22 protein-coding genes are annotated in these 24,068 nt (G+C 66.3%); 17 read left to right on the plus strand and 5 right to left on the minus strand.

The window, feature by feature from the left end:
- The first annotated feature begins 5 nt into the window (after positions 1 to 5).
- From murD to ACGHJ7_RS04970, 17 genes are all read left to right on the plus strand, one after another.
- On the plus strand, positions 6 to 1,391 hold the full coding sequence (gene murD / locus ACGHJ7_RS04890) for a UDP-N-acetylmuramoyl-L-alanine--D-glutamate ligase (protein ID WP_390474976.1): 1,386 nt from the start codon (positions 6 to 8) through the stop codon (positions 1,389 to 1,391).
- Positions 1,388 to 2,614: an FtsW/RodA/SpoVE family cell cycle protein gene (locus ACGHJ7_RS04895; RefSeq protein ID WP_390474977.1), complete on the plus strand. Its 1,227-nt coding sequence runs from the start codon at positions 1,388 to 1,390 to the stop codon at positions 2,612 to 2,614. The genes murD and ACGHJ7_RS04895 overlap by 4 nt, the downstream gene beginning before the upstream one ends.
- Positions 2,611 to 3,846: an undecaprenyldiphospho-muramoylpentapeptide beta-N-acetylglucosaminyltransferase gene (gene murG / locus ACGHJ7_RS04900; RefSeq protein ID WP_390474979.1), complete on the plus strand. Its 1,236-nt coding sequence runs from the start codon at positions 2,611 to 2,613 to the stop codon at positions 3,844 to 3,846. Before ACGHJ7_RS04895 ends, murG begins: the two co-directional genes overlap by 4 nt.
- On the plus strand, positions 3,846 to 5,276 hold the full coding sequence (gene murC, locus ACGHJ7_RS04905; protein WP_390474981.1) for a UDP-N-acetylmuramate--L-alanine ligase: 1,431 nt from the start codon (positions 3,846 to 3,848) through the stop codon (positions 5,274 to 5,276). Before murG ends, murC begins: the two co-directional genes overlap by 1 nt.
- Positions 5,273 to 6,247, plus strand: coding sequence for a UDP-N-acetylmuramate dehydrogenase (gene murB / locus ACGHJ7_RS04910; protein ID WP_390474983.1), 975 nt, complete (start codon positions 5,273 to 5,275; stop codon positions 6,245 to 6,247). Before murC ends, murB begins: the two co-directional genes overlap by 4 nt.
- Positions 6,247 to 7,230 (plus strand): D-alanine--D-alanine ligase, encoded by a 984-nt coding sequence (locus ACGHJ7_RS04915; RefSeq protein ID WP_390474984.1) that lies wholly within the window; start codon positions 6,247 to 6,249, stop codon positions 7,228 to 7,230. The genes murB and ACGHJ7_RS04915 overlap by 1 nt, the downstream gene beginning before the upstream one ends.
- The gene (locus tag ACGHJ7_RS04920; protein ID WP_390474985.1) at positions 7,217 to 8,122 is read left to right on the plus strand and encodes a cell division protein FtsQ/DivIB; all 906 of its coding nucleotides are present in this window, start codon (positions 7,217 to 7,219) and stop codon (positions 8,120 to 8,122) included. Before ACGHJ7_RS04915 ends, ACGHJ7_RS04920 begins: the two co-directional genes overlap by 14 nt.
- A complete protein-coding gene (ftsA, locus tag ACGHJ7_RS04925) occupies positions 8,122 to 9,378 on the plus strand; it encodes a cell division protein FtsA (protein ID WP_390474987.1) in 1,257 nt (418 codons plus the stop codon). Before ACGHJ7_RS04920 ends, ftsA begins: the two co-directional genes overlap by 1 nt.
- Before the next feature lie 144 nt (positions 9,379 to 9,522).
- Entirely contained in the window at positions 9,523 to 11,286 is a 1,764-nt protein-coding gene (ftsZ, locus tag ACGHJ7_RS04930; protein ID WP_390474988.1) for a cell division protein FtsZ, read from the plus strand.
- Between the two features lie 93 nt (positions 11,287 to 11,379).
- On the plus strand, positions 11,380 to 13,314 hold the full coding sequence (locus tag ACGHJ7_RS04935) for an SPOR domain-containing protein (RefSeq protein WP_390474990.1): 1,935 nt from the start codon (positions 11,380 to 11,382) through the stop codon (positions 13,312 to 13,314).
- Between the two features lie 229 nt (positions 13,315 to 13,543).
- Positions 13,544 to 14,047: a YbjN domain-containing protein gene (locus tag ACGHJ7_RS04940; protein WP_390474992.1), complete on the plus strand. Its 504-nt coding sequence runs from the start codon at positions 13,544 to 13,546 to the stop codon at positions 14,045 to 14,047.
- Positions 14,048 to 14,053: 6 nt separating this feature from the next.
- A complete protein-coding gene (locus ACGHJ7_RS04945) occupies positions 14,054 to 14,857 on the plus strand; it encodes a pyrroline-5-carboxylate reductase family protein (protein ID WP_390474994.1) in 804 nt (267 codons plus the stop codon).
- Positions 14,858 to 14,972: 115 nt separating this feature from the next.
- Entirely contained in the window at positions 14,973 to 15,719 is a 747-nt protein-coding gene (locus ACGHJ7_RS04950; RefSeq protein WP_390474995.1) for a Bax inhibitor-1/YccA family protein, read from the plus strand.
- Between the two features lie 163 nt (positions 15,720 to 15,882).
- Positions 15,883 to 16,764, plus strand: a complete 882-nt coding sequence (locus tag ACGHJ7_RS04955) for a hypothetical protein (protein ID WP_390474997.1) — start codon at positions 15,883 to 15,885, stop codon at positions 16,762 to 16,764.
- 96 nt (positions 16,765 to 16,860) lie between these two features.
- The gene (gene obgE / locus ACGHJ7_RS04960) at positions 16,861 to 17,916 is read left to right on the plus strand and encodes a GTPase ObgE (protein WP_390474998.1); all 1,056 of its coding nucleotides are present in this window, start codon (positions 16,861 to 16,863) and stop codon (positions 17,914 to 17,916) included.
- 37 nt (positions 17,917 to 17,953) lie between these two features.
- Positions 17,954 to 19,084, plus strand: a complete 1,131-nt coding sequence (gene proB / locus ACGHJ7_RS04965; protein ID WP_390475000.1) for a glutamate 5-kinase — start codon at positions 17,954 to 17,956, stop codon at positions 19,082 to 19,084.
- The gene (locus ACGHJ7_RS04970) at positions 19,081 to 19,989 is read left to right on the plus strand and encodes an NAD-dependent epimerase/dehydratase family protein (protein ID WP_390475003.1); all 909 of its coding nucleotides are present in this window, start codon (positions 19,081 to 19,083) and stop codon (positions 19,987 to 19,989) included. Before proB ends, ACGHJ7_RS04970 begins: the two co-directional genes overlap by 4 nt.
- Positions 19,990 to 20,019: 30 nt before the next feature.
- On the opposite strand, the gene ACGHJ7_RS04975 is transcribed toward ACGHJ7_RS04970, so the two are convergent.
- From ACGHJ7_RS04975 to cobA, 5 genes are read right to left on the minus strand one after another with little or no spacing between them, the layout of a single operon-like run.
- Positions 20,020 to 20,811, minus strand: coding sequence for a phosphoadenylyl-sulfate reductase (locus ACGHJ7_RS04975; protein WP_390475005.1), 792 nt, complete (start codon positions 20,809 to 20,811; stop codon positions 20,020 to 20,022).
- On the minus strand, positions 20,804 to 21,307 hold the full coding sequence (locus ACGHJ7_RS04980; protein ID WP_390475007.1) for a DUF934 domain-containing protein: 504 nt from the start codon (positions 21,305 to 21,307) through the stop codon (positions 20,804 to 20,806). Before ACGHJ7_RS04980 ends, ACGHJ7_RS04975 begins: the two co-directional genes overlap by 8 nt.
- Entirely contained in the window at positions 21,300 to 22,928 is a 1,629-nt protein-coding gene (locus tag ACGHJ7_RS04985) for a nitrite/sulfite reductase (protein ID WP_390475008.1), read from the minus strand. Before ACGHJ7_RS04985 ends, ACGHJ7_RS04980 begins: the two co-directional genes overlap by 8 nt.
- Entirely contained in the window at positions 22,928 to 23,224 is a 297-nt protein-coding gene (locus ACGHJ7_RS04990) for a DUF2849 domain-containing protein (RefSeq protein ID WP_390475011.1), read from the minus strand. Before ACGHJ7_RS04990 ends, ACGHJ7_RS04985 begins: the two co-directional genes overlap by 1 nt.
- Positions 23,221 to 23,979 (minus strand): uroporphyrinogen-III C-methyltransferase, encoded by a 759-nt coding sequence (cobA, locus tag ACGHJ7_RS04995; protein ID WP_390475013.1) that lies wholly within the window; start codon positions 23,977 to 23,979, stop codon positions 23,221 to 23,223. Before cobA ends, ACGHJ7_RS04990 begins: the two co-directional genes overlap by 4 nt.
- Positions 23,980 to 24,068 lie beyond the last annotated feature (89 nt).

Below are 24,068 nucleotides of genomic sequence, written 5' to 3' on the forward strand. Positions count from 1 at the left end.
GCCGCGTGATCACCTCGCCCGCCTTTTCCGGGAAGCGCTACGCCGTTCTCGGCCTCGCCCGCTCGGGAATGGCGGCAGCGGAGGCTTTGCTCGCCAGCGGCGCGCAGGTCACCGCGTGGGACCGGCAGGAAGAGCCGCGCGCGCTGCTGGAAGGGCGGGCCGACATTGCCGACCCGCTGACGCTGGACCTGACCGGCTATGACGGCATCGTCGTGTCCCCCGGTGTGCCGCTGAACACGCATCCGATTGCGGATCACGCTGCACGGTTCGGAGTCCCGGTCATCGGTGACATCGAGCTGTTCGCACAGGCCCGTGCCGATCTGCCGCCGCACCGAGTGATCGGCATTACCGGGACCAATGGCAAATCGACCACCACCGCATTGACTGCCCATATCCTCGACCATGCCGGTGTGCCCTGCCGAATGGGGGGCAATATCGGCCTGCCCGTTCTGGGAGAGGAGCCGCTTGTGCCGGGTGACAGCGGGACGGGGGTCTACGTGCTGGAACTGTCGAGTTACCAGATCGACCTGACCCGCTCCCTCTCCTGCGAGGCGGCCGTATTGCTGAACGTCACGCCCGACCATCTCGACCGCTATGACGGGTTCGAGGCCTACGCCTTTTCCAAGGGGCGGCTGATGGCGATGCAGGGTAGCGGGCAGTTCGCCGCCTATGGCTGCCAGGATGCCACTACCCGCGCAATGCGGCAGGCAGAGCATGCGCGGCGCGGGGACAGCCTGGCGGTCTGCCTCGAGCCTGGCCGTCTTGCGGAACTCCAGCCGGACTGGCCTGCCCTGCAGGGACCTCATAACCTCCAGAACGCAGCTGCAGCGATCACGCTGGCCGAGGTCATGGGCATCACGCGCGAACAGTGGGAGCCGGCCGTGCGGACCTTTCGCGGCCTGCCCCACCGGATGGAAGTCGTGTGCGAGGCGGATGGTGTCCTGTTCGTCAATGACAGCAAGGCGACCAATCCCGCCTCTGCCGCGCCTGCGCTGGCCGCCTGGCCTGCCGGGGACAATGCGCGCATCCACTGGATCGTGGGCGGTCTGGCGAAGGAAGACGGGCTGGGCGAATGTGAAGAGCAGCTGGCCAATGTCGCCCATGCCTACACCATCGGCGAGGCGGGGCCGCGGTTTGCCGAACTGCTGGATGGCCGCGTTCCGGTCGAGCGGTCCGAACTGATCTGCGAGGCGGTGAAGCAGGCCTTCGCCGCCGCGGGGCCGGGCGATGTCGTGCTGCTGTCCCCTGCCTGCGCCAGCTTCGACCAGTTTCGCGATTTCGAGAAGCGGGGCGAGCATTTCCGCTCCATCGTCGGCGCCCTGACCGGCTGCGACGTACCCGCCGGCAGCGAGCCCGGCCTTACGAAAGCCGCAGAAGGGCCAGCTTCATGAGTGCGCCAGCCCATATCCGCGCCGCGCAGGGCCGCCCGGGCGGCACGGTCGACCGTTTCGGGGGAACCCGGACATCGGATTTCAAGATCTGGTGGCGCGAGGTGGACCGTGTCCTCCTGTTTCTCGTCCTTGTCCTGATGGCCATCGGCGCAGCGGCCGTGGCAGCGGCATCGCCTTCCACGGCGCGCCGCCTGTCGACGTCGGAAGTGCGCCTGGACGACCTGCATTTCTACTGGATTCACATGCGCTGGCAGGTCGTCGGGCTCGCCGTCATGCTGGGCGCGTCTTTCCTGAGCCGCGACAGCGCGCGGCGCATCGGCGTGGTGCTGGCAGTGGCCATGATCGGCGCGCTGATGCTGGTCCCTCTGATCGGACACGAAGTAAACGGCGCGAAACGCTGGATCAGGTTCGGCATCGGTTTCCAGCCGAGCGAATTCCTGAAACCGGGCTTCGCCATCCTGCTGGCATGGATCTTGAGCTGGCGCCTGCGCGATCCGGGCCTTCCCGTACTGGCGGTCGTGTCGGGTATTTCGGCCTTTGTCGGGATGTTGCTGATGCTGCAGCCCAATCTTGGCGCGACGATCCTGTTCGGCGGTGTGTGGTTCGTGCTCGTGATGTTGTCCGGCGTCTCGTTCAAGAAGATCGCCATGCTGGTCGGCGGCGGGGTGGGCCTGCTCGTGCTCGCCTATTTCACCTACGACAATGCTCGGCACCGTATCGACGCGTTCCTGGGCGGGGGTACCGCCTATGACCAGGTCGATCTTGCCAGCCGCACGCTGATGTCGGGCGGCTGGACGGGGGCGGGCTTCTGGCTCGGCACACGCAAGATGACACTGCCCGAGGCGCATACCGACTACATCTTCTCCGTCATCGGGGAAGAGTTCGGCCTGATCTGGTGCGCGATGATCGTGATTCTCTACCTCGCCATTGTCGGGCGGGCGCTGGTGCGGCTGGCGGACGAGGAGAACCTGTTCGCCTTGCTCGCCGCTGCTGGACTGACCGCACAGATCGGCGGGCAGGCCTTCATCAACATCATGGTGAATTTGCAGCTTTTCCCGTCCAAGGGGATGACGTTGCCGCTTGTCAGCTATGGCGGTTCGTCGACCATCGCGGTAGGTCTGACAGTCGGGCTGTTGCTTGCTATGACGCGGCGCAACCCGTTCCTGACCCGTGAGACACCGGGGATGGCTTCCCTCTTGTCCGACAAGGATCACAATCGATGAGCAGTGCTGCGCCCACCGGCGCCAACCGCCATTACGTACTCGCAGCCGGCGGGACCGGCGGACACATGCTGCCCGCCTTCGCGCTGGCGACCGAGCTGGAACGCCGCGGCCACCATGTCGCGCTGGTCACCGATGCACGCGGAGCGAAGATCCCGGGCAAGCCGGACTTCCTGCCTGCCCACGTCATTCCGGCAGGCCGTTTCGGCAAGAACCCGCTGCGCTGGCCGGGCGGGCTGAAGGCCCTGTGGCAGGGCCGCAAGATGGCGCTGCGCCTGTTCGAGAGTTTCCAGCCCAGCGCCGTCATCGGCTTTGGCGGATACCCGGCGGCGCCCGCCCTGCTGGCGGCGACCTCTGCCGGCATTCCCAGCCTGGTGCATGAACAGAACGCGGTGCTGGGCCGCGTGAACCGCCTGCTCGCCGGCCGCGTGCAGGCGATTGCAACCGCCTATCCGGAAATCGAGCGGCTGGCGGACAAGCATCAGGGCAAGGTCCATCTGGTCGGCAATCCGGTGCGGGCCGAGGTCCGGACCCTGCGCGAAGAGGAATTTCCCGCCGCGAGCGAGGACGGCCTGTTGAAGGTGCTGGTGACCGGCGGCAGCCAGGGCGCACGCATCCTGTCGCAGGTGGTGCCCGACGGGCTCGCCATGCTGCCGCCGGCCCTGCGCCAGCGGTTGCAGGTAACGCAGCAGTGCCGCCCGGAAGACCTCGACGCCGTGCGCGAGCGGTATCGCAGCCACGATATACCGGCGGAGCTGGGAACCTATTTCGAGGACATGGCCTCGCGCCTTGCCGATGCGCATGTCTTCATCGGGCGCGCCGGTGCATCGACCATCGCGGAGCTGACCGCGGTGGGCCGTCCCGCCATACTGGTCCCGCTCGCCATCGCGACCGACGATCACCAGGCGGCGAACACCCGTGAAATGGTCAAGGCCGGCGGCGCACGCATGATCCGAGAGGACAATTTCAACGCGAAGGAACTGGCCAAGCAGGTGCAGGCCCTCGGCCAGAGGCCGGATACGCTGGCCAATGCGGCCCATGCGGCATGGAATTGCGGCCGCCCTCGCGCTGTCGAGGATCTGGCAGACCTGCTCGAAAGCTTCGGCGGGGCGGACATGATGGACGTGATCAAGGTGGGCGCGAACAATGCGCGCGGGGCGTCGCAGGGGGTCCCCGTGGGCCAGGGCGCGTCGGCGCGAACGGCTGCGGAAGCGGACAGAAAGGCAAATGGCTGATGCGCGGTGTCCCGACAGATATCGGTGTGGTCCATTTCGTCGGCATTGGCGGGATCGGCATGTCCGGAATTGCCGAGGTGATGCACAATCTCGGCTACACCGTTCAGGGCAGCGACCTGAATGAAGGCCCGACGGTCGAGCGACTGCGCAGTCGCGGGATATCGGTGAAGATCGGCCACGCGAAAGAAAACGTGGAAGGGGCCAGCGTGGTCGTCACTTCCACCGCAGTGCGCCGGACGAACCCCGAAGTCGCCGCTGCGCTGGAAAACCGCACGCCGGTCGTTCGCCGTGCCGAGATGCTGGCCGAACTGATGCGGCTGAAAAGCACCATCGCCGTTGCCGGCACCCACGGCAAGACGACGACGACCAGCATGGTCGCGGCGCTGCTCGATTGCGGCAATATCGACCCGACCGTGATCAATGGCGGCATTATCGAGCAATACGGATCCAATGCGCGCCTCGGCGACAGCGACTGGATGGTGGTCGAGGCGGACGAGAGCGACGGCAGCTTCCTGCGGCTGGACGGGACGATCGCAGTCGTCACGAATATCGATCCCGAGCATCTCGATCACTATGGCGATTTCGACGGGGTGAAGCGCGCCTTCGTCGAGTTCATCCACAATGTCCCGTTCTACGGCGCGGCGATCCTGTGCATCGACCATCCGGAGGTGCAGGCGGTCATCGGGAATGTCCGCGACCGCCGCGTGGTGACCTATGGTTTCTCCCTGCAGGCCGATATTTGCGGGGTGAACATTCGCCCCGACGAAGGCGGGAACACCTTCGATGTCATCGTGCGCCAGCGGGGCGAGGAAGATCGCCGGATCGAAGGCGTGCGCCTGCCGATGCCCGGCCGGCATAATGTCCAGAACGCGCTGGCAGCGATTGCGGTGGCGATCGAGATGGGCTGTCCGGACGAAGTCATCTGCAACGGTTTCGGCAGTTTCGGCGGTGTCCGCCGCCGCTTCAGTCGGGTGGGCACGGTTCCGGTCGATGGCGGCGAAGTCCAGATCATCGACGATTACGCGCACCACCCGGTGGAAATCACGGCCGTCCTCGGCGCAGCGCGCGAAAGCGCAGGTGCCAGCGGCGGCCGCGTCATCGCGGTCATGCAGCCGCATCGTTATTCGCGCCTCGGCGACCTGATGGACGATTTCCAGAGCTGCTTCAACGAAGCGGATACGGTCTATGTCACTCCTGTCTATGCCGCCGGGGAAGACCCGGTCGAAGGCGTGGATAGCGAGGCGCTGGTGGCAGGGATGCGATCGCGCGGTCACCGCGATGCATCGACGGTCGCGGACCACGCAGACCTGGCAGGCCGGCTGGCGGACCAGGCGCAGGCCGGCGATATCGTCGTGTGCCTCGGCGCGGGGGATATCACCAAATGGGCCGCCACGCTTGCGGACGCCGTCAGCGCGGAGCGTGCGGCATGAGCCATGCGAACCAGCCCGGGGACTGGCCCATGTTCGATGACGGACAGGCCCCCGATGCGGAAGTGGAAGGCGCGGTCGATGCGCCCGTACCCATGGCGGACATTCGCGGCACGCTGAAACAGGATGCGCCGCTTGCGAAGCTGGTCTGGTTCAAGAGCGGCGGCAATGCGGACTGGCTGTTCGAGCCGGCCGACCTCGATGACCTGCGGCATTTCCTCGACGTACTCGAAGGGTCGATGCCGGTCATGGCGCTGGGGCTGGGGTCCAATCTCATCATCCGCGACGGCGGTGTGCCTGGCGTCGTCATCCGGCTCGGCAAGCCTTTCGCGCAGGTGGACACGCATGACGATCATGTCGTCTCCTGCGGGGCCGGGGCGCACGGCATCCTCGTATCCTCAACCGCGCGCGACGCCGGTATCGCAGGGCTGGAATTCCTGCGCGGCATCCCCGGCACGGTTGGCGGGTTCGTGCGGATGAATGGCGGCGCCTACGGACGGGAAACGGCCGATGTCCTGATCGATTGCGACGTCATCATGCCGGGCGGCGAACTGGTCACCCTGCCGCGTGACGATCTGCGCTACACCTATCGCCACTCGGCCCTGCCGGACCAGGCGGTCGTCGTCGCGGCACGGTTCCAGGGCTCTGCCGGGGATCCGGAAGAAATCGGGCGGGAAATGGACCGCATTGCCCAGGCCCGCGAGGCCGCCCAGCCGATCCGCAGCAAGACGGGCGGCTCCACCTTCAAGAACCCGGACGGGCACAAGGCCTGGCAACTGGTCGACGAGGCAGGCTGCCGCGGCCTCACCATGGGCGGTGCGCAGGTCAGCGAGAAACATACAAATTTCATGATCAACACCGGCGATGCCACCAGTGCCGACATCGAAGGGCTGGGCGAGGAAGTGCGCCGCCGCGTTTACGAGAATTCCGGCATCGAGCTGGAATGGGAAATCAAGCGGGTAGGGCGACCCTGATGGCGCAAAGCAGCATCCTTGAACGCAGTCTTCACGTGGCCGTCCTGATGGGCGGATGGGCCAATGAACGCCCTGTCAGCCTGATGTCGGGCGAAGGCGTGGCGAAAGCGCTGGAGAAACGCGGCCACACGGTGACTCGCATCGACATGGACCGGCAGGTCGCGGCCCGCATCGCGGAGGCCGCGCCCGACGTGGTGTTCAACGCGCTGCACGGCGTTCCGGGCGAAGACGGTACGGTGCAGGGCATGCTCGACCTGATGGGCTTCCCCTATACCCACTCCGGACTGGCGACCTCCGTCATCGCCATCGACAAGGAACTGACGAAGCAGGCGCTCGTCCCGCATGGAATACCCATGCCGGGCGGGCGGATCGTGAAAAGCGCCGAGCTGCACGAGAAAGATCCGCTGTCCCGCCCTTACGTCCTGAAACCGGTTAACGAAGGATCGTCGGTCGGCGTCGCGATCGTCACCGACGAAAGCAATTACGGCAATCCCATTCGCCGCGATGCTGCCGGTCCGTGGCAGGAATTCGCCCAGCTTCTGGCCGAACCCTTCATCCGCGGGCGAGAGCTGACGACCGCCGTGGTCGGTGACAAGGCGCTGGCCGTCACCGAGCTGAAGCCCAAGAGCGGTTTCTACGATTTCGACGCCAAATACACCGACGGCATGACCGATCACGTCTGCCCGGCCAAAATCCCCGAAGCGATAGAGGCCTTGTGCAAGAAATACGCGCTGGAGGCGCACCGCGTGTTGGGATGTCGCGGCACCAGCCGGACCGATTTCCGCTGGGACGACGAGCAGGGCGAGGACGGCCTTTTCGTGCTGGAAACCAACACGCAGCCGGGCATGACGCCGCTCAGCCTGGTGCCGGAACAGGTGAAGTTCGCAGGCATGGAATACGAAGACCTGGTCGAAATCGTGATCAGGGACGCATTGGACCATTTCGCAGCAGCAGGCGGGGAATCGGGCGATGGCAACGGTTAAGCGCAAGACCACCGGTGTTCGGCGTTCGACGGCTGCAAAATCGCGCGCGGCAAAGGCCCGGACGGCGAAGACCCGGACGCAGGGCGGGGTCAACCGCGCGCTGTCCCTGCTGCCGTTCGACGACGACCAGCTGCACCGCATCTTCCTCGCCATCATCCTGGGCGGGGCCGTGGCATTGGCGTGGTTCGTCGCGAGCCTGGCGGGCGTACCGGCGCTGGCGCAGAACGAGGTGGCCAAGCTGGCCAGCGATGCAGGCTTCGAGGTTCGCCGCGTCAAGGTGACCGGGGTCCAGCGGATGAATGAGCTGAAGATCTACGAGCGCGCGCTGGCTGAACAGGACCGGCCCATGCCTCTGGTCGATCTCGACGCCTTGCGAGAGGAACTCGTGGCGCTGCCGTGGGTGGAGGATGCGCGCGTATCCCGCCAGCTTCCCGACATGCTCTCGATCGACGTGGTCGAGCGCACGCCGCACGCGGTGCTTAAAGCGCCGGACCGGCTCGTGCTGATCGATGCCAGCGGCGAGGAACTGGAGCCCATCAGCGAGAAGAACGCCAAAGGCATGCTGCATGTCGAGGGGCCGGGTGCTGCCAGACAGGTGGCCCATCTGGGCGATTTGCTGGACGCTGCGCCCGCGCTCCGCAGCAAGGTGGCGAATGCGGAATGGGTCGGTAATCGCCGCTGGAACCTGACTTTCACGACCGACCAGGTGCTGGCCCTGCCGCAGGGTGACCGGGACGCAGCGACCGCTCTGGTCCAGTTCGCGCGGCTCGACGGGCAGAACCGCCTGCTGGGAGGAAAGGTCGCGACGTTCGACATGCGCGCGCCCGAGCGCATCTACATGCGGGTTCCGGGCCGCGCGGCCGAAATGCTGGGCGAAGGGGGGGCGAATTGATGGGACTGCCCCGCATCTCCCGCGTCTTCGGCGCCATCAATATTGGATCGTTCCGCATCTCCGCGATGATCCTCGGGCAATCGGAATCGGGCGAACTGATCGTGCTGGGCAGCGGGCACCGCGCCAGCCAGGGCGTCCGCCGCGGCTATATCGTCGACATGGCGGCGGCGACCTACGCCGTGCGCGACGTGGTCGAACGGGCGGAGAAGGCGGCCGGGACCGGCATTGCCAGTGTCTGGGTCGGTTGTTCCGGTGCAGGGCTCGCCAACCAGGTGAGCCAGGTCGAGGTGCCCATCGGTGGTCGCCGGATCGAGGAAGAGGACATTCAGCACCTGCTGGTGGCCGCGCGCGAGACGATCCAGCCCGACGGCAAGATGGTTCTCCACGCGCAGCCCGCACAATACACGCTGGACGGCGCGCATGGCGCGTCCGACCCTGTCGGCCTGCATGCAGAGCGGCTGGGCGTCGATATCCACGTGATGCTGGCCGACGGCGCACCGGTGAAGAACCTGCGCGACGCGGTGGAAAGCGCGCATCTTTCGGTCGAGGCGGTGGTTGCCGCACCGATCGCCTGCGCCGAGGCGTGTCTCAGCCCGGAGGAACGCGAACTGGGCACGGCTCTGGTCGAGATCGGGGCGGAACTGACCAATGTCTCGATCTTCCAGAACGGAATGCTGCGCGCACTCCATGCCATACCCATCGGATCGGGCGACATCACGGACGCGATTGCCGGTGATTTCGGGATCCGCCGTTTCCAGGCGGAACGGCTGAAATGCGTGTTCGGTTCGGCCATTGCGAGCCCGTCCGACCACCGCGAGATGGTTCCGCTGGCACAGCAGGCGGAAGGCGCGCCGGAAGTCGACCGGGTGAGCCGGGCCGAGCTGGTATCGGTCGTGACGGGCCAGCTTTCCCGCTTGACGGACGAGATCAACCGCGTGTTCAAGGCGCATGAAACGGGCGGCGCGCGCAGCAGCCAGGTCGTCTTGACCGGCGGCGGGGCCGAACTGGCCGGGATTGCCGAATTCGCCCAGGGCGCGCTTGGCCGACCGGTGCGTATCGGCAAGCCGTCGCAGCTGCGCGGCCTGCCCGATGCCCATGCTACCCCCGGCTTCACGACGCTTGCCGGCCTGTGCCTTTATGCCGCGCGCGATCCGGTCGACATTCGCTCGATCCCCGATACGTCGCAAACCATGGTTACCTATTCGGGCTTGGGTCTGATAAAGCGTGTATTGGCGGCCTCGAGAGAGTATTTCTAATCGCCCCGCACGTTCTGCAGGGGATTTGCCCTGTGGCTAGGCCTGTGGAAAAGGCGTGGGCAAACAGTGCAGAACGTGTCGCACGTGTGACACACTGGAATTCCAGCGGCGAACCATGCCTGCCGCTTGTGGAGTATAGTTAAGATGAGCATCAATATCGGCCCTGCGACCACCGACGAGCTGCGCCCCAAGATCACCGTCATCGGTGTCGGCGGCGCCGGCGGCAACGCGATCGGCAACATGATCGAGAACGGCATCGAGGGCGTCGATTTCGTCGTTGCCAACACCGATGCGCAGGCGCTCAACAATTCGGCGGCAGAGGCGCGGGTCCAGCTCGGACCGGAAATCACCGGCGGCCTGGGTGCAGGATCGCGTCCCGAAGTGGGCAAGGCCGCGGCCGAGGAAACCGCCAGCGAGATCGAGGACCTGCTCGAAGGCGTCAACATGTGCTTCATCGCCGCCGGCATGGGCGGCGGTACCGGCACGGGCGCAGCTCCCGTTATCGCGGAAGCTGCCCGCAACAAGGGCGTGCTGACCGTCGGTGTCGTGACCAAGCCGTTCCTGTTCGAAGGCACGCGCCGGATGCGCGCTGCCGAAGCCGGGATCGAGGAATTGCAGCGCCACGTCGATACGCTGATCGTCATTCCCAACCAGAACCTGTTCCTGGTCGCCAAGGCCGACACCACGTTCAAGCAGGCGTTCCAGCTGGCCGACGAAGTGCTGCAGCAGGGCGTGCGCTCGATCACCGACCTGATGGTGATGCCGGGCCTCATCAATCTCGACTTTGCCGACGTGAAGTCGGTGATGGAGGAAATGGGCAAGGCGATGATGGGCACAGGCGAAGGCGAGGGCGAGAACCGCGCTCTCGAAGCTGCCGAACGCGCCATTGCCAATCCGCTGCTCGACGGTGTGTCGATGGCCGGGGCGAAGGGTGTCATCATCTCGATCATCGGCGGCGAGGACATGAAGCTGCTCGAAGTCGACGAGGCGGCCAACCACATCCGCGAACTGGTGGACGAAAACGCCAACATCATCTGGGGCTCGGCATTCAATCCCGATCTCGACGGGAAGATTCGCGTGTCGGTCGTGGCCACCGGTATCGAGGGGAGCGAAGGCACATCCGCCGGGACCAGCCAGTCGATGTCGCTCGGCTCGGGCCGCGCCCCGCGCCGTCCGGTCCTGGACCTTCCGTCCGACGACATGGACGAAACGGAAGCGGAAGCGCCTGCGGAGGAGCCGGCAGCGGTTCCTGCCGGAATTGCAGGGCTGGGCCTCAGCGCAGCGTCCGCGGGCTCGTCCTTTGACGACGAGGACGAATATGACGAGGACGACGATGTCGATGGCATCGTCGATCCGCTGGCCGGCCTTCGCAAGGAAGAGGACGACGACGCGCGTCTGGCAGAGCCTGCTTCGGACGACCAGTTCGGGGTTGGCGGAGACGACGGGTTTGCGGGCGATTCGTCCGACGACACGCTCGACCTCGGCGATGCCAGCAATTGGGACGATGTCGGCGCCGGCAAACAGGGCGGGGCGAGCGAAGAGCCCCTCGACCTCGGCGGCAGCGAAGAATCCGCCGGAACGACCGGTCAGGATAGCGCGTCCGACGACCTGCTTCGGAACGCAGACCGGCTCAGCGAACAGGATGCACCGGTCCAGGGCGGTCGCCGCCGCCAGCTCGTTTCGGGCGGCGAGGCCGAAGCGGCAACCGGCCAGGCAGAACCGGCGCCGGCCCCGGCTGCGCCTGCTGCGCCGAAGCCTGCCAAGGACGATGCCGGGGGCAGCACGCTGTTCGAACGCATGGCCAATCTCTCGCGCGGGAGTTCGTCGAAGGACGACGACGATGACGACGATGACGATGGCGGTTCGCTCAGCATTCCGCGCTTCCTCGGACGCCAGAACAACCAGTAAACCTATCGCCCGCGGGGAAATTTCTCCGCGGGCTTTCATTAGGTTGCGGTTCAGGGCGCGCCTGCGATAGTTACGCGTCTGGAACCCATGCCCATGACACACCGCATCCTCACCATGCTCGGAGCTGCCGGTCTCGGCAGTCTTGCAGCCCTGTCTTCCATGCCACTGGCCGCGCAAGGCACGGCTGTCGTCCAGCCCCTGCCGCCGGCAGCATCGGGCGAACTCAACCGCGCGCTGCGACGACTCGACAGCAACCCCCGCGATGTCGATGCCCTGATCATGGCGGCTGCGGCCTCGCTGGAGCTGGGCGATATCGACGCCGCGATCGGCTTCTATGGCCGCGCGGACGAGCTTTCGCCGGGCAATCCGCGGGTGAAGGCGGGGACTGCCGCAGCCTATGTCCGGGTGCAGCGCCCGGTAGAGGCCCTGCGCCTGTTCGACGAGGCGGAGCGCGCGGGCGTGCGCCCCATCTCCATGGCCGGCGACAAGGGACTGGCCCACGACCTGGTCGGCAACAACCGCGAGGCGCAGCTGGCCTATCGCCGCGCGCTGTCCTTCGAGGAGGATGCCGAGATCCGGAGGCGGATGGCGCTCAGCTATGCCATTTCAGGCGACCGCGAGGCGTTCGAATCGACCCTGCTGCCACTGCTGGAGCAGCGCGATTTCGCGGCCTATCGCACCCGCTCCTTCGGCCTTGCCATCCTGGGCGAGCCCGATGAGGGGATCGCCATCGCGGACGCGGTCATGCCGCGCGAAATGGCAGAGCGGGTGGAGCCCTATCTTCGCTACATGCGCCGCCTCACACCGGCGCAGCAGGCGGCCGCGGCTAATCTCGGCATTTTCCCGCGCGCAGCGGCCATCGGCCGGGACGATCCGCGTATCGTTGCTGCGCGCGAGGCGGGAAGCGCCCCGGCGCTGGCTGCGGTCGATACGCCTCTCGCCCCGTCCGGAAGGCCGCTCGGCCAGTCACAGACAGCGCCGCAAACAGCGCCGCAGTCCCGGCAGACATCGCAAGCGGATGCTGCCGAGGATGACGATGCACGCCTGACCCGCGAGCAAAGGCAGGCGCTTCTCGCGCAGCGTCGCCAGCGTGGACGACTGCCGTCGCGCGCCAATCGGCAGGTTCGCATTGCCGAGCCGGAACCTGCGCCCGCTGAGCAGCAGGCGGCAGCGGCCGCCGTTCCGGCCGCTCCGACGTCGCCTCCTGTCCAGACGGCAAGCAATACACCCGCGCCATCTCCTCCCTCCGCTACGCGGCCGGCCACCGAACGCGGTGAACTTCCAGCGCTTGCGGCAGGCGGAGAATTGCCGCCGGTTGGCGCGGCTGCCACGGTCACGCCCCCGGCATCTTCGGACCCTTCCCCGGCACCCGCTCAGACGTCGACCGCGGGGGCACCTGCCGCGAACCAGGCGCTTGCCCGGGTCGATGTCGCTCCGTCGAGCGCCGGGTCGTCCACGCCGGTCACTGTCGCAAGCCTGCCGGCTGCAACGCCTGCGCCCGGTTTCGATCTCGGCCAGGCGGCAGCGCAATCGACCGTACCCGCCAATCCGATAACGCTCCCGTCGTCGAACACTGCCCCTCCGCAAAGGCCGGTCGCTTCGGTGTCCGACGCGTTTGCGGATCTCCTGTCGCTGCCGGACACAAGCGAACAGCCGCGCCCGGGCACCGCAGTCGACATCACCGCCATCGAGATTCCGCGCGAGGAAGCTGCTGCGCCCGAGCCTGCTGCCGCCCCGCCCGAGCCAGAGAAGCCTGCGAATGTCAGCCGTATCTGGGTGCAGGTTGCAACGGGCCGCGACCGCTCCGCATTGAAGTTCGACTGGCGCCGCCTGTCGCGGCAGGCGCCCGAGGTGCTGGACGACAACGGCCCCTTCGTCGCAAGCTGGGGCGAGACGAATCGCCTGCTCGCCGGTCCCTTTTCCAGCCGGTCCGCTGCCAATTCCGCGGTGAGTGCCTTGTCCGAACAGGGCATCGACGCGTTCCGGTTTACCAGTGCCAATGGCGAGGCAATCGAAGAGCTGGATTGATCGCCTGCGTGCCTCGGCGGATGCGGTGCAGCCACGGACGAAAGAGCCGGTTAACCCTTTTTCCCCCGTTCCTTATCCCCACGGTTTGAACAGGCGAAATCCGTTCTCCCCAGCAGCGGGCGGGGGCAGGCGTTGCTCTTTCCGGCCCGGCAGGTCCATCTGGCGGCATGAGCGGACGCAACCACGATAGACCTTTCCAGCGCGGCATTTGCTGCACCGGCGCAGCCATATGATGCTGGCCGATCCGGAGCAGCGCGGCGCGGACAGCCCCCCCGTCGACATGCTCGCTGCCCTGTTCGAGGCGCGCGGCTGGACCGCGCAGCGGGTCAGCGAGGACGAGCTGTCGGGCGAAATCCAGGGGAGTTGGACGAAGTACCAGATCCGCTGCATCTGGCGCCGCGAGGACAAGGTCCTGCAACTGATCTGCCTGCCGGAAATCCGTGTCGCGGACGACAAGCGTCCCGGCGCGCTCGAGCTGCTGGCGCGGGTGAACGAGCAGATGTGGCTGGGGCACTTCGACATCTGGTCCCAGGGCGGGATGCTGATCTATCGTCACGGCGCACTGCTGGGCGATGACGGCTTGCTGAGCGTCAGCCAGGCGCAGGCGGTGGTCGAGACGGCGATCGAGGAATGCGACCGCTTCTACCCGGCTTTCCAGTTCGTCCTGTGGGGGGACAAGGAGCCCGGCGATGCCCTGCGGGCGGCGATGGTCGACGCGGCGGGCGAGGCCTGAACGCGAATGTTCGGCAGCATCCTGATCTGCGGCTACGGCACCATGACTGGGGCAATGGTGGAGGGATGGCTTCGCGCCGGCATTCCGCCCGCCACATTCACGGTTTACCATCCCCGCGGGAAGGACGTGCCGGAAGGCATGGGCATGATGACTCAATGGCCGTCCACGCCCTTCGGCGCCGTATTGCTGGGGGTGAAGCCGGATGCGCTTGGCGTGGTGGCGCCGCATGTTCGGAAGGTGGCAGGCAGGGATACCGCCGTGCTGTCCGTGCTGGGCGGGGTCGATCTTGCCACGCTGAGGGCTGCGTTCCCGGCAGCCGGCAGTGTCGTTCGGTTCATGCCCAATCTCGCCTGCGCGATCAACAAATCGCCCAACGCCCTGATCGCGGAAGGGCTGGACGGGGCCGGTCGGGACAATGTCACGGCGCTCGCCGCCGCGCTTGGCACTGCGGAGTGGCTGGAGGACGAGGCGCAGTTCGACCTGGTCACGGCGCTCGCCGGATCGGGCCCGGGCTTCGCCTACCGCTTCATCGATGCGCTGGCGAAGGCCGGTCACCGTCTCGGCCTGGATGCAGGACAGGCGGAGCGGCTGGCGACCGCGATGGTGGAGGGCGCAGCCGCCCTTGCGGCAGGCTCGGACCGGTCGCCGGGGGAATTGGCACGGCGGGTCGCCAGTCCGGGCGGCATGACGCAGCGTGGTCTCGACGTACTGGACGAGGGGGACGCGCTCGTCCGCCTGCTGGAAAAGACGCTGGGCGCGACGCGCGACCGGGGCGCGGAACTGGCAGAGCAGGCGCGGGAAAAGGGTTAACGAGGCACCCTGGGAAATGGTCCGATTTCCCTTGAAACCCACTGGTTTTGTAACGATATTACCTGTGAACCGGCGGCTATCGTGCCTGCCCGGTGCAAGAGGAGCTTGAATAGCAATGGCAAATTGGAACGACCCCCGGCAGTCGCAGCAGGGCTTCGGCTCGGTGCCGCGCGCAGGAGGCGACGTTGCTTCGCGCACGACCTTCGACGCAGGCCTGCGCAGCTACATGCTGAAAATCTACAACTACATGGTGTCCGGCGTCCTGCTGACCGGCGTCGTCGCTCTGCTGACGGCGCAGTCCGGCCTCGCCTACTCCTTCGCCAGCGGTCCGCTGATGTGGATCGTGGCGCTGTCCCCGCTGGCCATCGTCTTCGCGATGAGCTTCGGCGCGAACAAGTTCTCGCGCACGACGCTGCAGGCGATGTTCTGGGGCTTCGCCTTCCTGATGGGCCTGTCCCTGTCGACAATCTTCCTCGTCTATACCGGCGGTTCCATCGCGGCGACGTTCTTCGCAACGGCCGGTGCCTTCGCCGGTCTCAGCCTGTTCGGCTACACCACGAAGAAAGACCTGTCTGGCTTCGGCACGTTCCTGATCATGGGCGTGGTCGGTCTAATCATCGCCAGCGTCATCAATATCTTCCTGGGCTCGAGCACGCTCGAACTGGCCATCAGCTTCCTCGGCGTGCTGATCTTCGCAGGCCTCACCGCCTACGATACGCAGCGGCTGAAGAACGACTACCAGCGCCTGCGCGGCACGGCATGGGAAGGAAAGTCGGTGATCCTGGGCGCGCTGAGCCTGTATCTCGACTTCATCAACATGTTCCTGTTCCTGCTGCGCTTCATGGGCGCAGCCCGCGAATAAACGAACTCGGCCCGTCGCTCGGGCGACTCGATCCATCGTGCCCGGGGTGCAATCCGCATCCCGGGCATTTTCTTTGCAGCCATAGCGGTTTATGGCTGTTCGCCCCGCAGCAAGGTTGTATCCTGCACCCTTGGCTAACGGAAACTCCTCAAAGGGCGCATTCATGGCAGGCACTACATTCGGTCCCATTCGCATTACGGCATCGGCAGCCATGCTGTCGGCGCTGGCAGCATGCGCGACGCCTCCGCCACCGCCGCCTCCGCCACCGCCGCCACCGGTGGTCGAATCCGTGCCCTATCGGCCGGTTCCGCCCAGCGGCGCGAGCTACGTGATGGATATCCCGCGCGTCGATCCGCTGACCGGCGTTCGCCAGTCGGTGAATGCGAACCTGACGGAAGACGAAACGGTGTGGCACGTGCGCTCCGGCTGGAACGTCGCCGCGCTCAATTGCACCGCCCCGCAATACCAGCCGATCCTCGATTCCTACGCCCGCTACATCAAGGATAGCGGCCCCGCGCTCAAACGCGTGAACGACCGGCTGGAGAAGGTCTATCGCGACCGCGCCGGCGACCGCCGCGGCGGTATAATGATGCGCGAATCGCAGATGACCTCGGTCTATAACTACTTCGCGCTGCCGCCCGTGCGCAGCCAGTTCTGCCGCACCATGCTGCAGATCGCGGAAGAAACGCAGGCCATGCCGGTGCAGGACGTCGCCGTCTTCTCGGCCGGCGCATTGCCCCGCATGGAAACCGCGTTCGAGAATTTCTTCCGCGAATACGAAGCCTATGAACAGGCATCGTCTGCCTGGGACGAGCAGTATGGTGCCCGTTACGGGGCATCGCAGCCGGGCTATGTCGCCGTGCAGCGGGCCCGCATGACCATGATCCCCGATGTGACGAGCGGCGTTTCGACGCTGGCCGTTCCGCCGTCCTCGGCAGGATCGGTTCCCGATCCCGACACCGGTGCCGACATTCCCGTGATCCGCGTCGACGAGGGGTTCACCTCCACCCCGGTGGTGGAACCGGTCCCGGGCGACGAGGGCTAAGCTTTCCCGCACGCGGTCGCTTCGGGCGCTAGGTTCGGCCCGGCGCCTGCATTGCGGCGCTGGCGCTCGGGCGCATAAGTCCCTATCTGCCAGCGCATGCATTTCCTCGACCAGGCCAAGATCCATCTCAAGTCCGGCGCGGGCGGCCCCGGGGCCGTCAGCTTCCGGCGCGAGAAATACGTCGAATTCGGCGGACCCGACGGCGGCAATGGCGGCAAGGGCGGCGATGTCGTGTTCGAAGCGGTGCAGGGCCTCAACACCCTGATCGACTTCCGCTATTCGCAGCATTTCAAGGCCCAGCGCGGCGGACACGGCATGGGCCGCGACCGGTATGGCAAGGGTGCGGACGACCTGGTGATCAAGGTGCCCGTGGGCACGCAGGTCCTGTCGGAAGACAAGGAAGAGATCCTCGCCGATTTCACCGAAGTCGGGCAGCGCGTCGTGATGCTGGAAGGCGGCATGGGCGGCCGCGGCAATGCCAGTTACAAGACCAGTACCAATCGCGCCCCGCGCCAGCACCAGCCCGGTGAGCCGAGCCAGGAAATGTCGGTCTGGCTGCGGCTGAAACTGCTGGCCGATGTGGGCCTGCTGGGCCTGCCCAATGCGGGCAAGTCGACCTTCATCAACGCCATCACCAATGCCAAGGCGAAGGTCGGCCACTACGCCTTCACTACGCTCGTCCCAAAGCTGGGCGTCGTCCATCACAAGGGCCGCGAATTCGTGCTGGCGGACATTCCCGGCCTGATCGAAGGTGCGGCCGACGGGGCCGGTATCGGCGACCGTTTCCTGGGCCATATCGAGCGGTGCCGCGTCCTCATCCACCTGATCGACATTGCCGGCGACGATCCTGCGCTGGCGATGAAGACGGTGCAGGAAGAACTCGCCGCCTATGGCGAGGGACTGACCGACAAGCCGCAGCTGATCGCGCTGAACAAGCTGGACCTGGCCGATGCCGAACTGGCGGAAGGCTTCGCGGCGGAACTGCTGGACGCTGGCGCGGACGAGGTTTTCGCCGTCTCCGGCGCGACGGGCGCGGGGATAGAGCCATTGCTGGACGCGGTGCTCGGCTACCTGCCGGACCGGACCTCCACCGAAACCAACGCTGCCGAGGTCGAAGATGACGAACAGTCGGCGGACTGGTCCCCGATCTAGGCGCGTGCCGATTGGTGCGAAACCGGACCCGAAACCGATGACCATCTCGTCCCTGCCAGACCTCGGAAACCCTGCGCTGTGCCCCGTTCTGGTGGTGAAGCTGGGTTCGGCCCTGCTTGTCGGAGAGGACGGCACGCTGCGGCGTGAATGGCTGTCCGGTCTGGCGGAAGAGCTGGCCGCATTGCAGCGCGGCGGGCAGAAAATCATCATCGTCAGTTCCGGCGCCATCGCGCTGGGCGCAGCACGGCTGGGCCTGGGCGGGCGAGGCCGGGCCAGCCTGTCGGGTGCGCAGGCCGCAGCGTCCGTCGGGCAGGTGGAACTGGCGGGTCTCTATGCCCAGGTCCTTGGGACGCAGGGACTGGTCGCGGCGCAGATGTTGCTGACGCTGGACGATTTGGAAGACCGCAAACGCTACCTCAACGCGTCCGCTACGTTCGATCGCCTGCTCGATCTTGGCGCCATTCCGGTCGTGAACGAGAATGACAGCGTCGCGACGGAGGAAATCCGATTTGGCGACAATGACCGGCTGGCCGCGCGCGTGGCGCAGGCAGCACGGGCGGATGCGGTGCTGCTGTTTTCCGATGTCGATGGCCTGTACGACCGGCCTCCGCAGGAAGAGGGCGCGCGGCTGGTCCGCAGAGTCGACACCATAGACGATGGCTTACGCGCCTCTGCCGGTCCTCCGCAAAGCGGTGTCGGAACGGGCGGCATGGCATCGAAGCTGGCCGCCGCCGAAATCGCCACCCGTGCAGGCATCGCGCTCGCTATCGCCAACGGCACGCATGACCGGCCGCTGGCGCGCGCACTGGATCGTGACATCGGCACGATCTTCACCGCGCAGGACGGTCCCGGTGCGCGCAAGGGATGGCTCGGCGGGCGCCTGGCGAAGTCGGGCGTGATCGAGGTCGATGCCGGCTGTGTAGAGGCGCTGCGGACAGGGGCCAGCGTCCTCGCCGCAGGGATTACGCAGGTGACCGGGGATTTCGCGCGCGGTGATTTCATTGCGGTGGCCGGTCCGGACGGGTCTGAAATCGCATTGGGCCTGAGCGAATATGACGCCGCGACCTGCCGGGCACTGGCCGGCAAGCGCGCGGAAGAGCAGGAGGATGTCCTCGGCCATGCACCGCGCAGCGCCGTCGTCCACCGCGATCACATGGTGATGCTGTGACGATAGCCATCACGGGCGGAACAGGCTTTGTCGGGCAGGCGCTGATCGACCTTGCGGAGCGGCGGAAGGTTGCGCTGCGTTCGCTCGCCCGGTCCGTGCCGAAGGACCGGCGCGGCGTCGACTGGGTCGAAGGCGATCTGGGCAACCGCGATGCACTGCGCCGGCTGCTGGCGCAGGCGGAAGCGGTGATCCACATTGCCGGGCAGGTTCGCGCCACCGATCCGGCCGAGTTCGAACAGGCGAATGTGGCGGGCACGCTCAACGTGGTCGAGGCGGCGATCGATGCCGGTGTCTCGCGGTTCGTCTTCGTGTCTTCGCTGGCTGCGCGCGAGCCGCAATTGTCGGCCTATGGCGCGTCCAAACTGCGGGCGGAACGGATCGTCAAGGCAAGCGGTCTCGACTGGACCATCGTGCGCCCTCCGGCCATTTACGGACCGCGCGATCGCGAGATGCTCGACCTGTTCGAGATGGCACGCTTGCGCGTCGTGCCGATGCCCAAGCGGGGAAGCGCGTCCATCGTCCACGTAGGCGATCTCGTCCGCTTGCTGCTGGAATTGCACGAGGGCGGGGAAGGCGTGACATCGCAGATGTTCGAACCCGACGATGGCCGGCCCGGCGGGTGGGAACACCGCGCGCTCGCCAAAGCCATCGGCGCTGCCGTCGGTACCAATCCGCTGGTCCCCCGCCTGCCAGCGCCGGTCATGCGATTGGCCGCCTGGATGGACAGCCTGCTGCGGCGCGGCGATGCCAAGCTGACACCCGACCGCGTGGGTTACATGATGCATCCCGACTGGGTTTCGGATCCCGCACGCCGTCCGCCCGAGGCCCTGTGGCGTCCGGTCATTCCGACGCCGGAGGGACTGGCCGCTACAGCCCTGTGGTATCGCCGTAACGAGTGGCTCTAGGCGCTTCGCGGTGAGCGCTGAACGCCGGGGTCAGAACGCGGGGTCGTAGCCCGGCGGCAGATCGTCCGGCGTTTCGTCGCTGCCGGGCAGGTGGATACCGCATTCGGTCTTGTCCCACCCCTTCCAGCGGCCCGAGCGCGGGTCCTCGCCGGCGGCGACCTTGTGCGTGCAGGGGGAACACCCGATCGAGGGATAGCCCTGAGCGACCAACGGATGACGGGGCAGGTCGTGTTCCTCGAACCAGCCGTCGATATCGTCCTGCGTCCAGTCGATCAGCGGATTGATCTTGAGCCGTCCGGCAGCGTCGCTGCTGTCGATCTCGAACCGGGGAAGCTCGGCCCGGGCGCTGTTCTGGAACGCCTTGCGGCCCGTAAAACTGGCGTCGTAGGCCTGCATGGCGGCGGCCAGCGGCTGCACCTTGCGCAGGTCGCAGCAGCCGTCGGGATCGTAGGACCAGCGAAGGCCGTTCTCGTCCTTCTTCGCCAGCGCATCGGCATCGGGTGTGAGGTTCACGAGATTGGTCAGGCCCAGCCGCTCCACCAGCGCGTCGCGGTAGGCAAGCGTTTCGGGGAAGTGCTTGCCCGTTTCCAGGAAGAGGACCGGGATATCGGGCCGGACCTGCGCGATCAGGTGCAGCAGCACGGCGCTCTCCGCGCCGAAACTGGACACGGCGGCGACTTCGCCCGCCAGATCACCGTCCAGTACCCCGGCCAGCATTTCCTGCGTGTCCGATCCGCGGAACATCCGGTTCAGGCGAATGGCGTCGGCATCGGTGAAGCGGGGGCCGGTGTCGATGCGGTCTATGGAGCGCACTTCATTCATGGCGCGGCGCGTTCGAGTGGCGGATCTGCGCAATGGTGCGCTGCGTGTCGGCGGCCGCCTGGTAGTGATGCGGCCAGCGCTCGAACGCGGCCTTGGCGTCCGCCTCGTCCAGCCGCGTATCGGGTGCGAAGCTGTCGAAGCCGCAGCGGCGCATATTGGAAAGCTGGTCGACCAGCACATCGCCCACGGCGCGGATTTCGCCCGTGTAGCCGGCTTCGCGAAGGGTGCGCGCAGCGGAATAGCCGCGCCCGTCGCCGAAGCTGGGGAAGTTCACCTCGACCAGCGCAATTCGCTCCAGATGCGGGAGGAGTTCCAGGACATCGTCACCCGGCTCGATCCGGACGGCGGCGGAATTGGACTGCTCCAGGAAAGCATCCACCGTCACCTGCGCGTGATCGACCGGCTCGTCGTCGCGGAAACGGAACTGGACGCCGTCGGGTCCGGTGCCGAGCGCATTCTGGCCGCCACCTTCGGCGGGAACCTGCGGATCAGCCATAAAGCGCCTCCTTGAAAGGGGCCATGCCGATACGGCGATAGGTATCGAGGAAGCGTTCCCCGTCCGCCTTCTCGCGCAAATAGACATCGGCTGCGGTTTCGACCGCGTCGACAATGCCGGCTTCGTCGAAACCGGGGCCGGTAATCTTGGCGAGGCTGACATCCTCCGCCTCGCTGCCGCCGAGCAGAAGCTGGTAATTCTCGACGCCTTTCTTGTCGACGCCGAGGATGCCGATATGGCCCGCATGGTGATGGCCGCAGGCATTGATGCAGCCCGAAATCTTCAGCTTCAGTTCGCCCAGCGCATCGCGTTTCCCGTTGGCGACGAAGCGTTCGGAAATCTTCTGCGCGATGGGGATCGAGCGGGCATTGGCGAGGCTGCAATAATCGAGGCCGGGGCAGGCGATAATATCGTCCACCTGGTCGAGATTGGGCTCGCCTAGGCCGGCTTCGTTCAGCTCGCTCCACAGGGCATGGAGGTCCGCGATCCTGACATGCGGCAGGACCACGTTCTGCGTGTGCATGACACGGCATTCGTCGAAGGAATAGCGCGTGGCGAGATCGGCCATCAGGTGCATCTGCGCTGCCGTGGCATCGCCCGGAATGCCGCCCACCGGCTTCAGGCTGATGACCGCGCTGACATAGCTGTCATGCTTGTGACGCACCGTGTTGCGTTCCACCCACAGGGCGAAGTCGGGGTCGGAGCGGTCGACGCTCTTGGGACCGTCCTCGAAAGCGGGATCGGCAAAGAAACCCCGGATCCGCTCCAGTTCGGCGAAAGGCGGTTCGACGCCGCTGTCCAGCAGGCGCGCGAATTCTTCCTCGACCTGGCGGGTATATTCCTCCGCGCCCAGTTCGTGGACGAGGATCTTGATCCGCGCCTTGTACTTGTTGTCGCGCCGGCCATGGCGGTTGTAGACGCGAAGGCACGCCTCGGCATAGGTGACGAGCTGGTCTAGCGGCACGAAGTCGCGGATGCATGGCGCGATCATCGGCGTGCGGCCCATGCCGCCACCGACATAGAAGGCCGCGCCAAGATTCCCGTCCTGCTCCACGATGTTGATCCCGATATCGTGCAGGCGCATCGCGGCACGGTCGGTGTCGCTGGCAATCACCGCGATCTTGAACTTGCGCGGCAGGTACATGAATTCCGGGTGGAAGCTCGACCATTGCCGCAGCAATTCGGCGTAAGGCCTTGGATCGACACGTTCGTCCGCCGCGGCTCCGGCGAAATGGTCGGAGCTGATATTGCGGATGCAATTGCCGCTCGTCTGGATGGCATGCATCTCGACCTTGGCCAGATCGGCCAGGATGTCGCCTGCATCTTCCAGCTTGATCCAGTTGTACTGGATGTTCTGGCGCGTGGTGAAATGGCCATAGCCGCGATCGTACCTGTCAGCGATATCGGCCAGCGCGTGCATCTGCGCGCCCGACAGCGTGCCGTAGGGAATGGCGACGCGCAGCATATAGGCGTGAAGCTGGAGATAGAGGCCGTTCATCAGCCGCAGCGGCTTGAACTGGTCTTCGCTCAGCTTGCCCGACAGGCGGCGTTCGCACTGGTCGCGGAACTCCGCGACGCGGGCATCGACCATTTGCTGGTCGTATTGGTCGTACTTGTACATCAGATCACCCAGTCGATGGCTTGGGGGTCGGCGGGTTTGAGAGTCAGGTCCGGGCGCACGGTCGGACCCAGCGCGCGCACGCGGTCCTTGATATGCGCGGGGCGGGGGGTGCCGTCTTCCAGCTCTGCCGCGATGGCATAGGGCACGTTGACGCGGCGGGCCGCTTCCTCGCGGGCGAGGATGGTTTCCGCCTCCTCCCCCGCATCGACCGCATTCTCGATATGGCGGGACCAGTCGCTGCCGTCCCACCAGACGACATCGCCGGTCTTCAAATCGTTTCCGGTCAGTATCTTCATGATGCCGCCTCCAGAGCATTCAGGGAAAGATGGGCGTCGCTGCGGGCGGTCACTTCGCCAATGACGATAAGCGCGGGGCTGACCACGCGCTCGCTCTCGACGAGATCGGGCAGGCCCGCCAGCAATCCGCGCAGGACACGCATTTCGGGGCGGGCACCGTTCTCGATCACCGCGACCGGCATGTCGGGGGCAAGGCCGTCTTCCATCAGCTTTTCAGCGATTTGCGGCGCGGTCTTCACACCCATATAGATGACCAGCGTGCGGCCCGACCCGGCGAGACCGACCCAGTCCTGGTCCTTCAGCCCCTTGCACTGGCCGGCAACGAAGCTGACGATGCTGGAGGCGTCGCGGTGGGTCAGCGCGATCTGCGCCGCAGCGGCCGCGCCGTTCGCGGCGCTGATGCCGGGGACGATTTCCACCGGCACGCCGCAGGCGCGCGCTGCCTCGGCTTCTTCCCCGCCGCGCCCGAAGACCAGCGGATCGCCGCCCTTCAACCGCACGACGTCGCGCCCCGCCTTGGCCTCGCGCACCAGCAGGGCGTTGATGTCGTCCTGCGGCAGGGTGTGCTTGCTGCGCTGTTTCGCGACGGAAACCAGCGTCGCATCTGCGCGGGCAAGGGCAAGGATCGAGCGATCCACCAGACCGTCATGCACGATCAGCGAAGCGCCCTCGATCAGGCGCGCTGCGCGCAGGGTCAGGAGATCGGGGTCGCCCGGGCCCGCGCCCACGAGATAGATAGTTCCGGTTTCTGCCATGGGGCGGGAGATGCGCCCGACAGGCCGTAGCCGCCAGCGAGAAACCGTGGCAGCGCAGGTAGCAGAAATTTTGAAAGCGGCTGTTTTAG

Source organism: Altererythrobacter sp. MTPC7, assembly GCF_042851395.1.
Taxonomy (GTDB): domain Bacteria; phylum Pseudomonadota; class Alphaproteobacteria; order Sphingomonadales; family Sphingomonadaceae; genus CAJXSN01.

Coding starts and splice junctions, on each gene's coding strand:
- ACGHJ7_RS04895 (WP_390474977.1), top strand. CDS start 1,388: ATGAGTGCGCCAGCCCATATCCGCGCCGCGCAGGGCCGCCCGGGCGGC.
- murG (WP_390474979.1), top strand. CDS start 2,611: ATGAGCAGTGCTGCGCCCACCGGCGCCAACCGCCATTACGTACTCGCA.
- murC (WP_390474981.1), top strand. CDS start 3,846: ATGCGCGGTGTCCCGACAGATATCGGTGTGGTCCATTTCGTCGGCATT.
- murB (WP_390474983.1), top strand. CDS start 5,273: ATGAGCCATGCGAACCAGCCCGGGGACTGGCCCATGTTCGATGACGGA.
- ACGHJ7_RS04915 (WP_390474984.1), top strand. CDS start 6,247: ATGGCGCAAAGCAGCATCCTTGAACGCAGTCTTCACGTGGCCGTCCTG.
- ACGHJ7_RS04920 (WP_390474985.1), top strand. CDS start 7,217: ATGGCAACGGTTAAGCGCAAGACCACCGGTGTTCGGCGTTCGACGGCT.
- ftsA (WP_390474987.1), top strand. CDS start 8,122: ATGGGACTGCCCCGCATCTCCCGCGTCTTCGGCGCCATCAATATTGGA.
- ftsZ (WP_390474988.1), top strand. CDS start 9,523: ATGAGCATCAATATCGGCCCTGCGACCACCGACGAGCTGCGCCCCAAG.
- ACGHJ7_RS04935 (WP_390474990.1), top strand. CDS start 11,380: ATGACACACCGCATCCTCACCATGCTCGGAGCTGCCGGTCTCGGCAGT.
- ACGHJ7_RS04940 (WP_390474992.1), top strand. CDS start 13,544: ATGATGCTGGCCGATCCGGAGCAGCGCGGCGCGGACAGCCCCCCCGTC.
- ACGHJ7_RS04945 (WP_390474994.1), top strand. CDS start 14,054: ATGTTCGGCAGCATCCTGATCTGCGGCTACGGCACCATGACTGGGGCA.
- ACGHJ7_RS04950 (WP_390474995.1), top strand. CDS start 14,973: ATGGCAAATTGGAACGACCCCCGGCAGTCGCAGCAGGGCTTCGGCTCG.
- ACGHJ7_RS04955 (WP_390474997.1), top strand. CDS start 15,883: ATGGCAGGCACTACATTCGGTCCCATTCGCATTACGGCATCGGCAGCC.
- obgE (WP_390474998.1), top strand. CDS start 16,861: ATGCATTTCCTCGACCAGGCCAAGATCCATCTCAAGTCCGGCGCGGGC.
- proB (WP_390475000.1), top strand. CDS start 17,954: ATGACCATCTCGTCCCTGCCAGACCTCGGAAACCCTGCGCTGTGCCCC.
- ACGHJ7_RS04975 (WP_390475005.1), bottom strand. CDS start 20,811: ATGAATGAAGTGCGCTCCATAGACCGCATCGACACCGGCCCCCGCTTC.
- ACGHJ7_RS04980 (WP_390475007.1), bottom strand. CDS start 21,307: ATGGCTGATCCGCAGGTTCCCGCCGAAGGTGGCGGCCAGAATGCGCTC.
- ACGHJ7_RS04985 (WP_390475008.1), bottom strand. CDS start 22,928: ATGTACAAGTACGACCAATACGACCAGCAAATGGTCGATGCCCGCGTC.
- ACGHJ7_RS04990 (WP_390475011.1), bottom strand. CDS start 23,224: ATGAAGATACTGACCGGAAACGATTTGAAGACCGGCGATGTCGTCTGG.
- cobA (WP_390475013.1), bottom strand. CDS start 23,979: ATGGCAGAAACCGGAACTATCTATCTCGTGGGCGCGGGCCCGGGCGAC.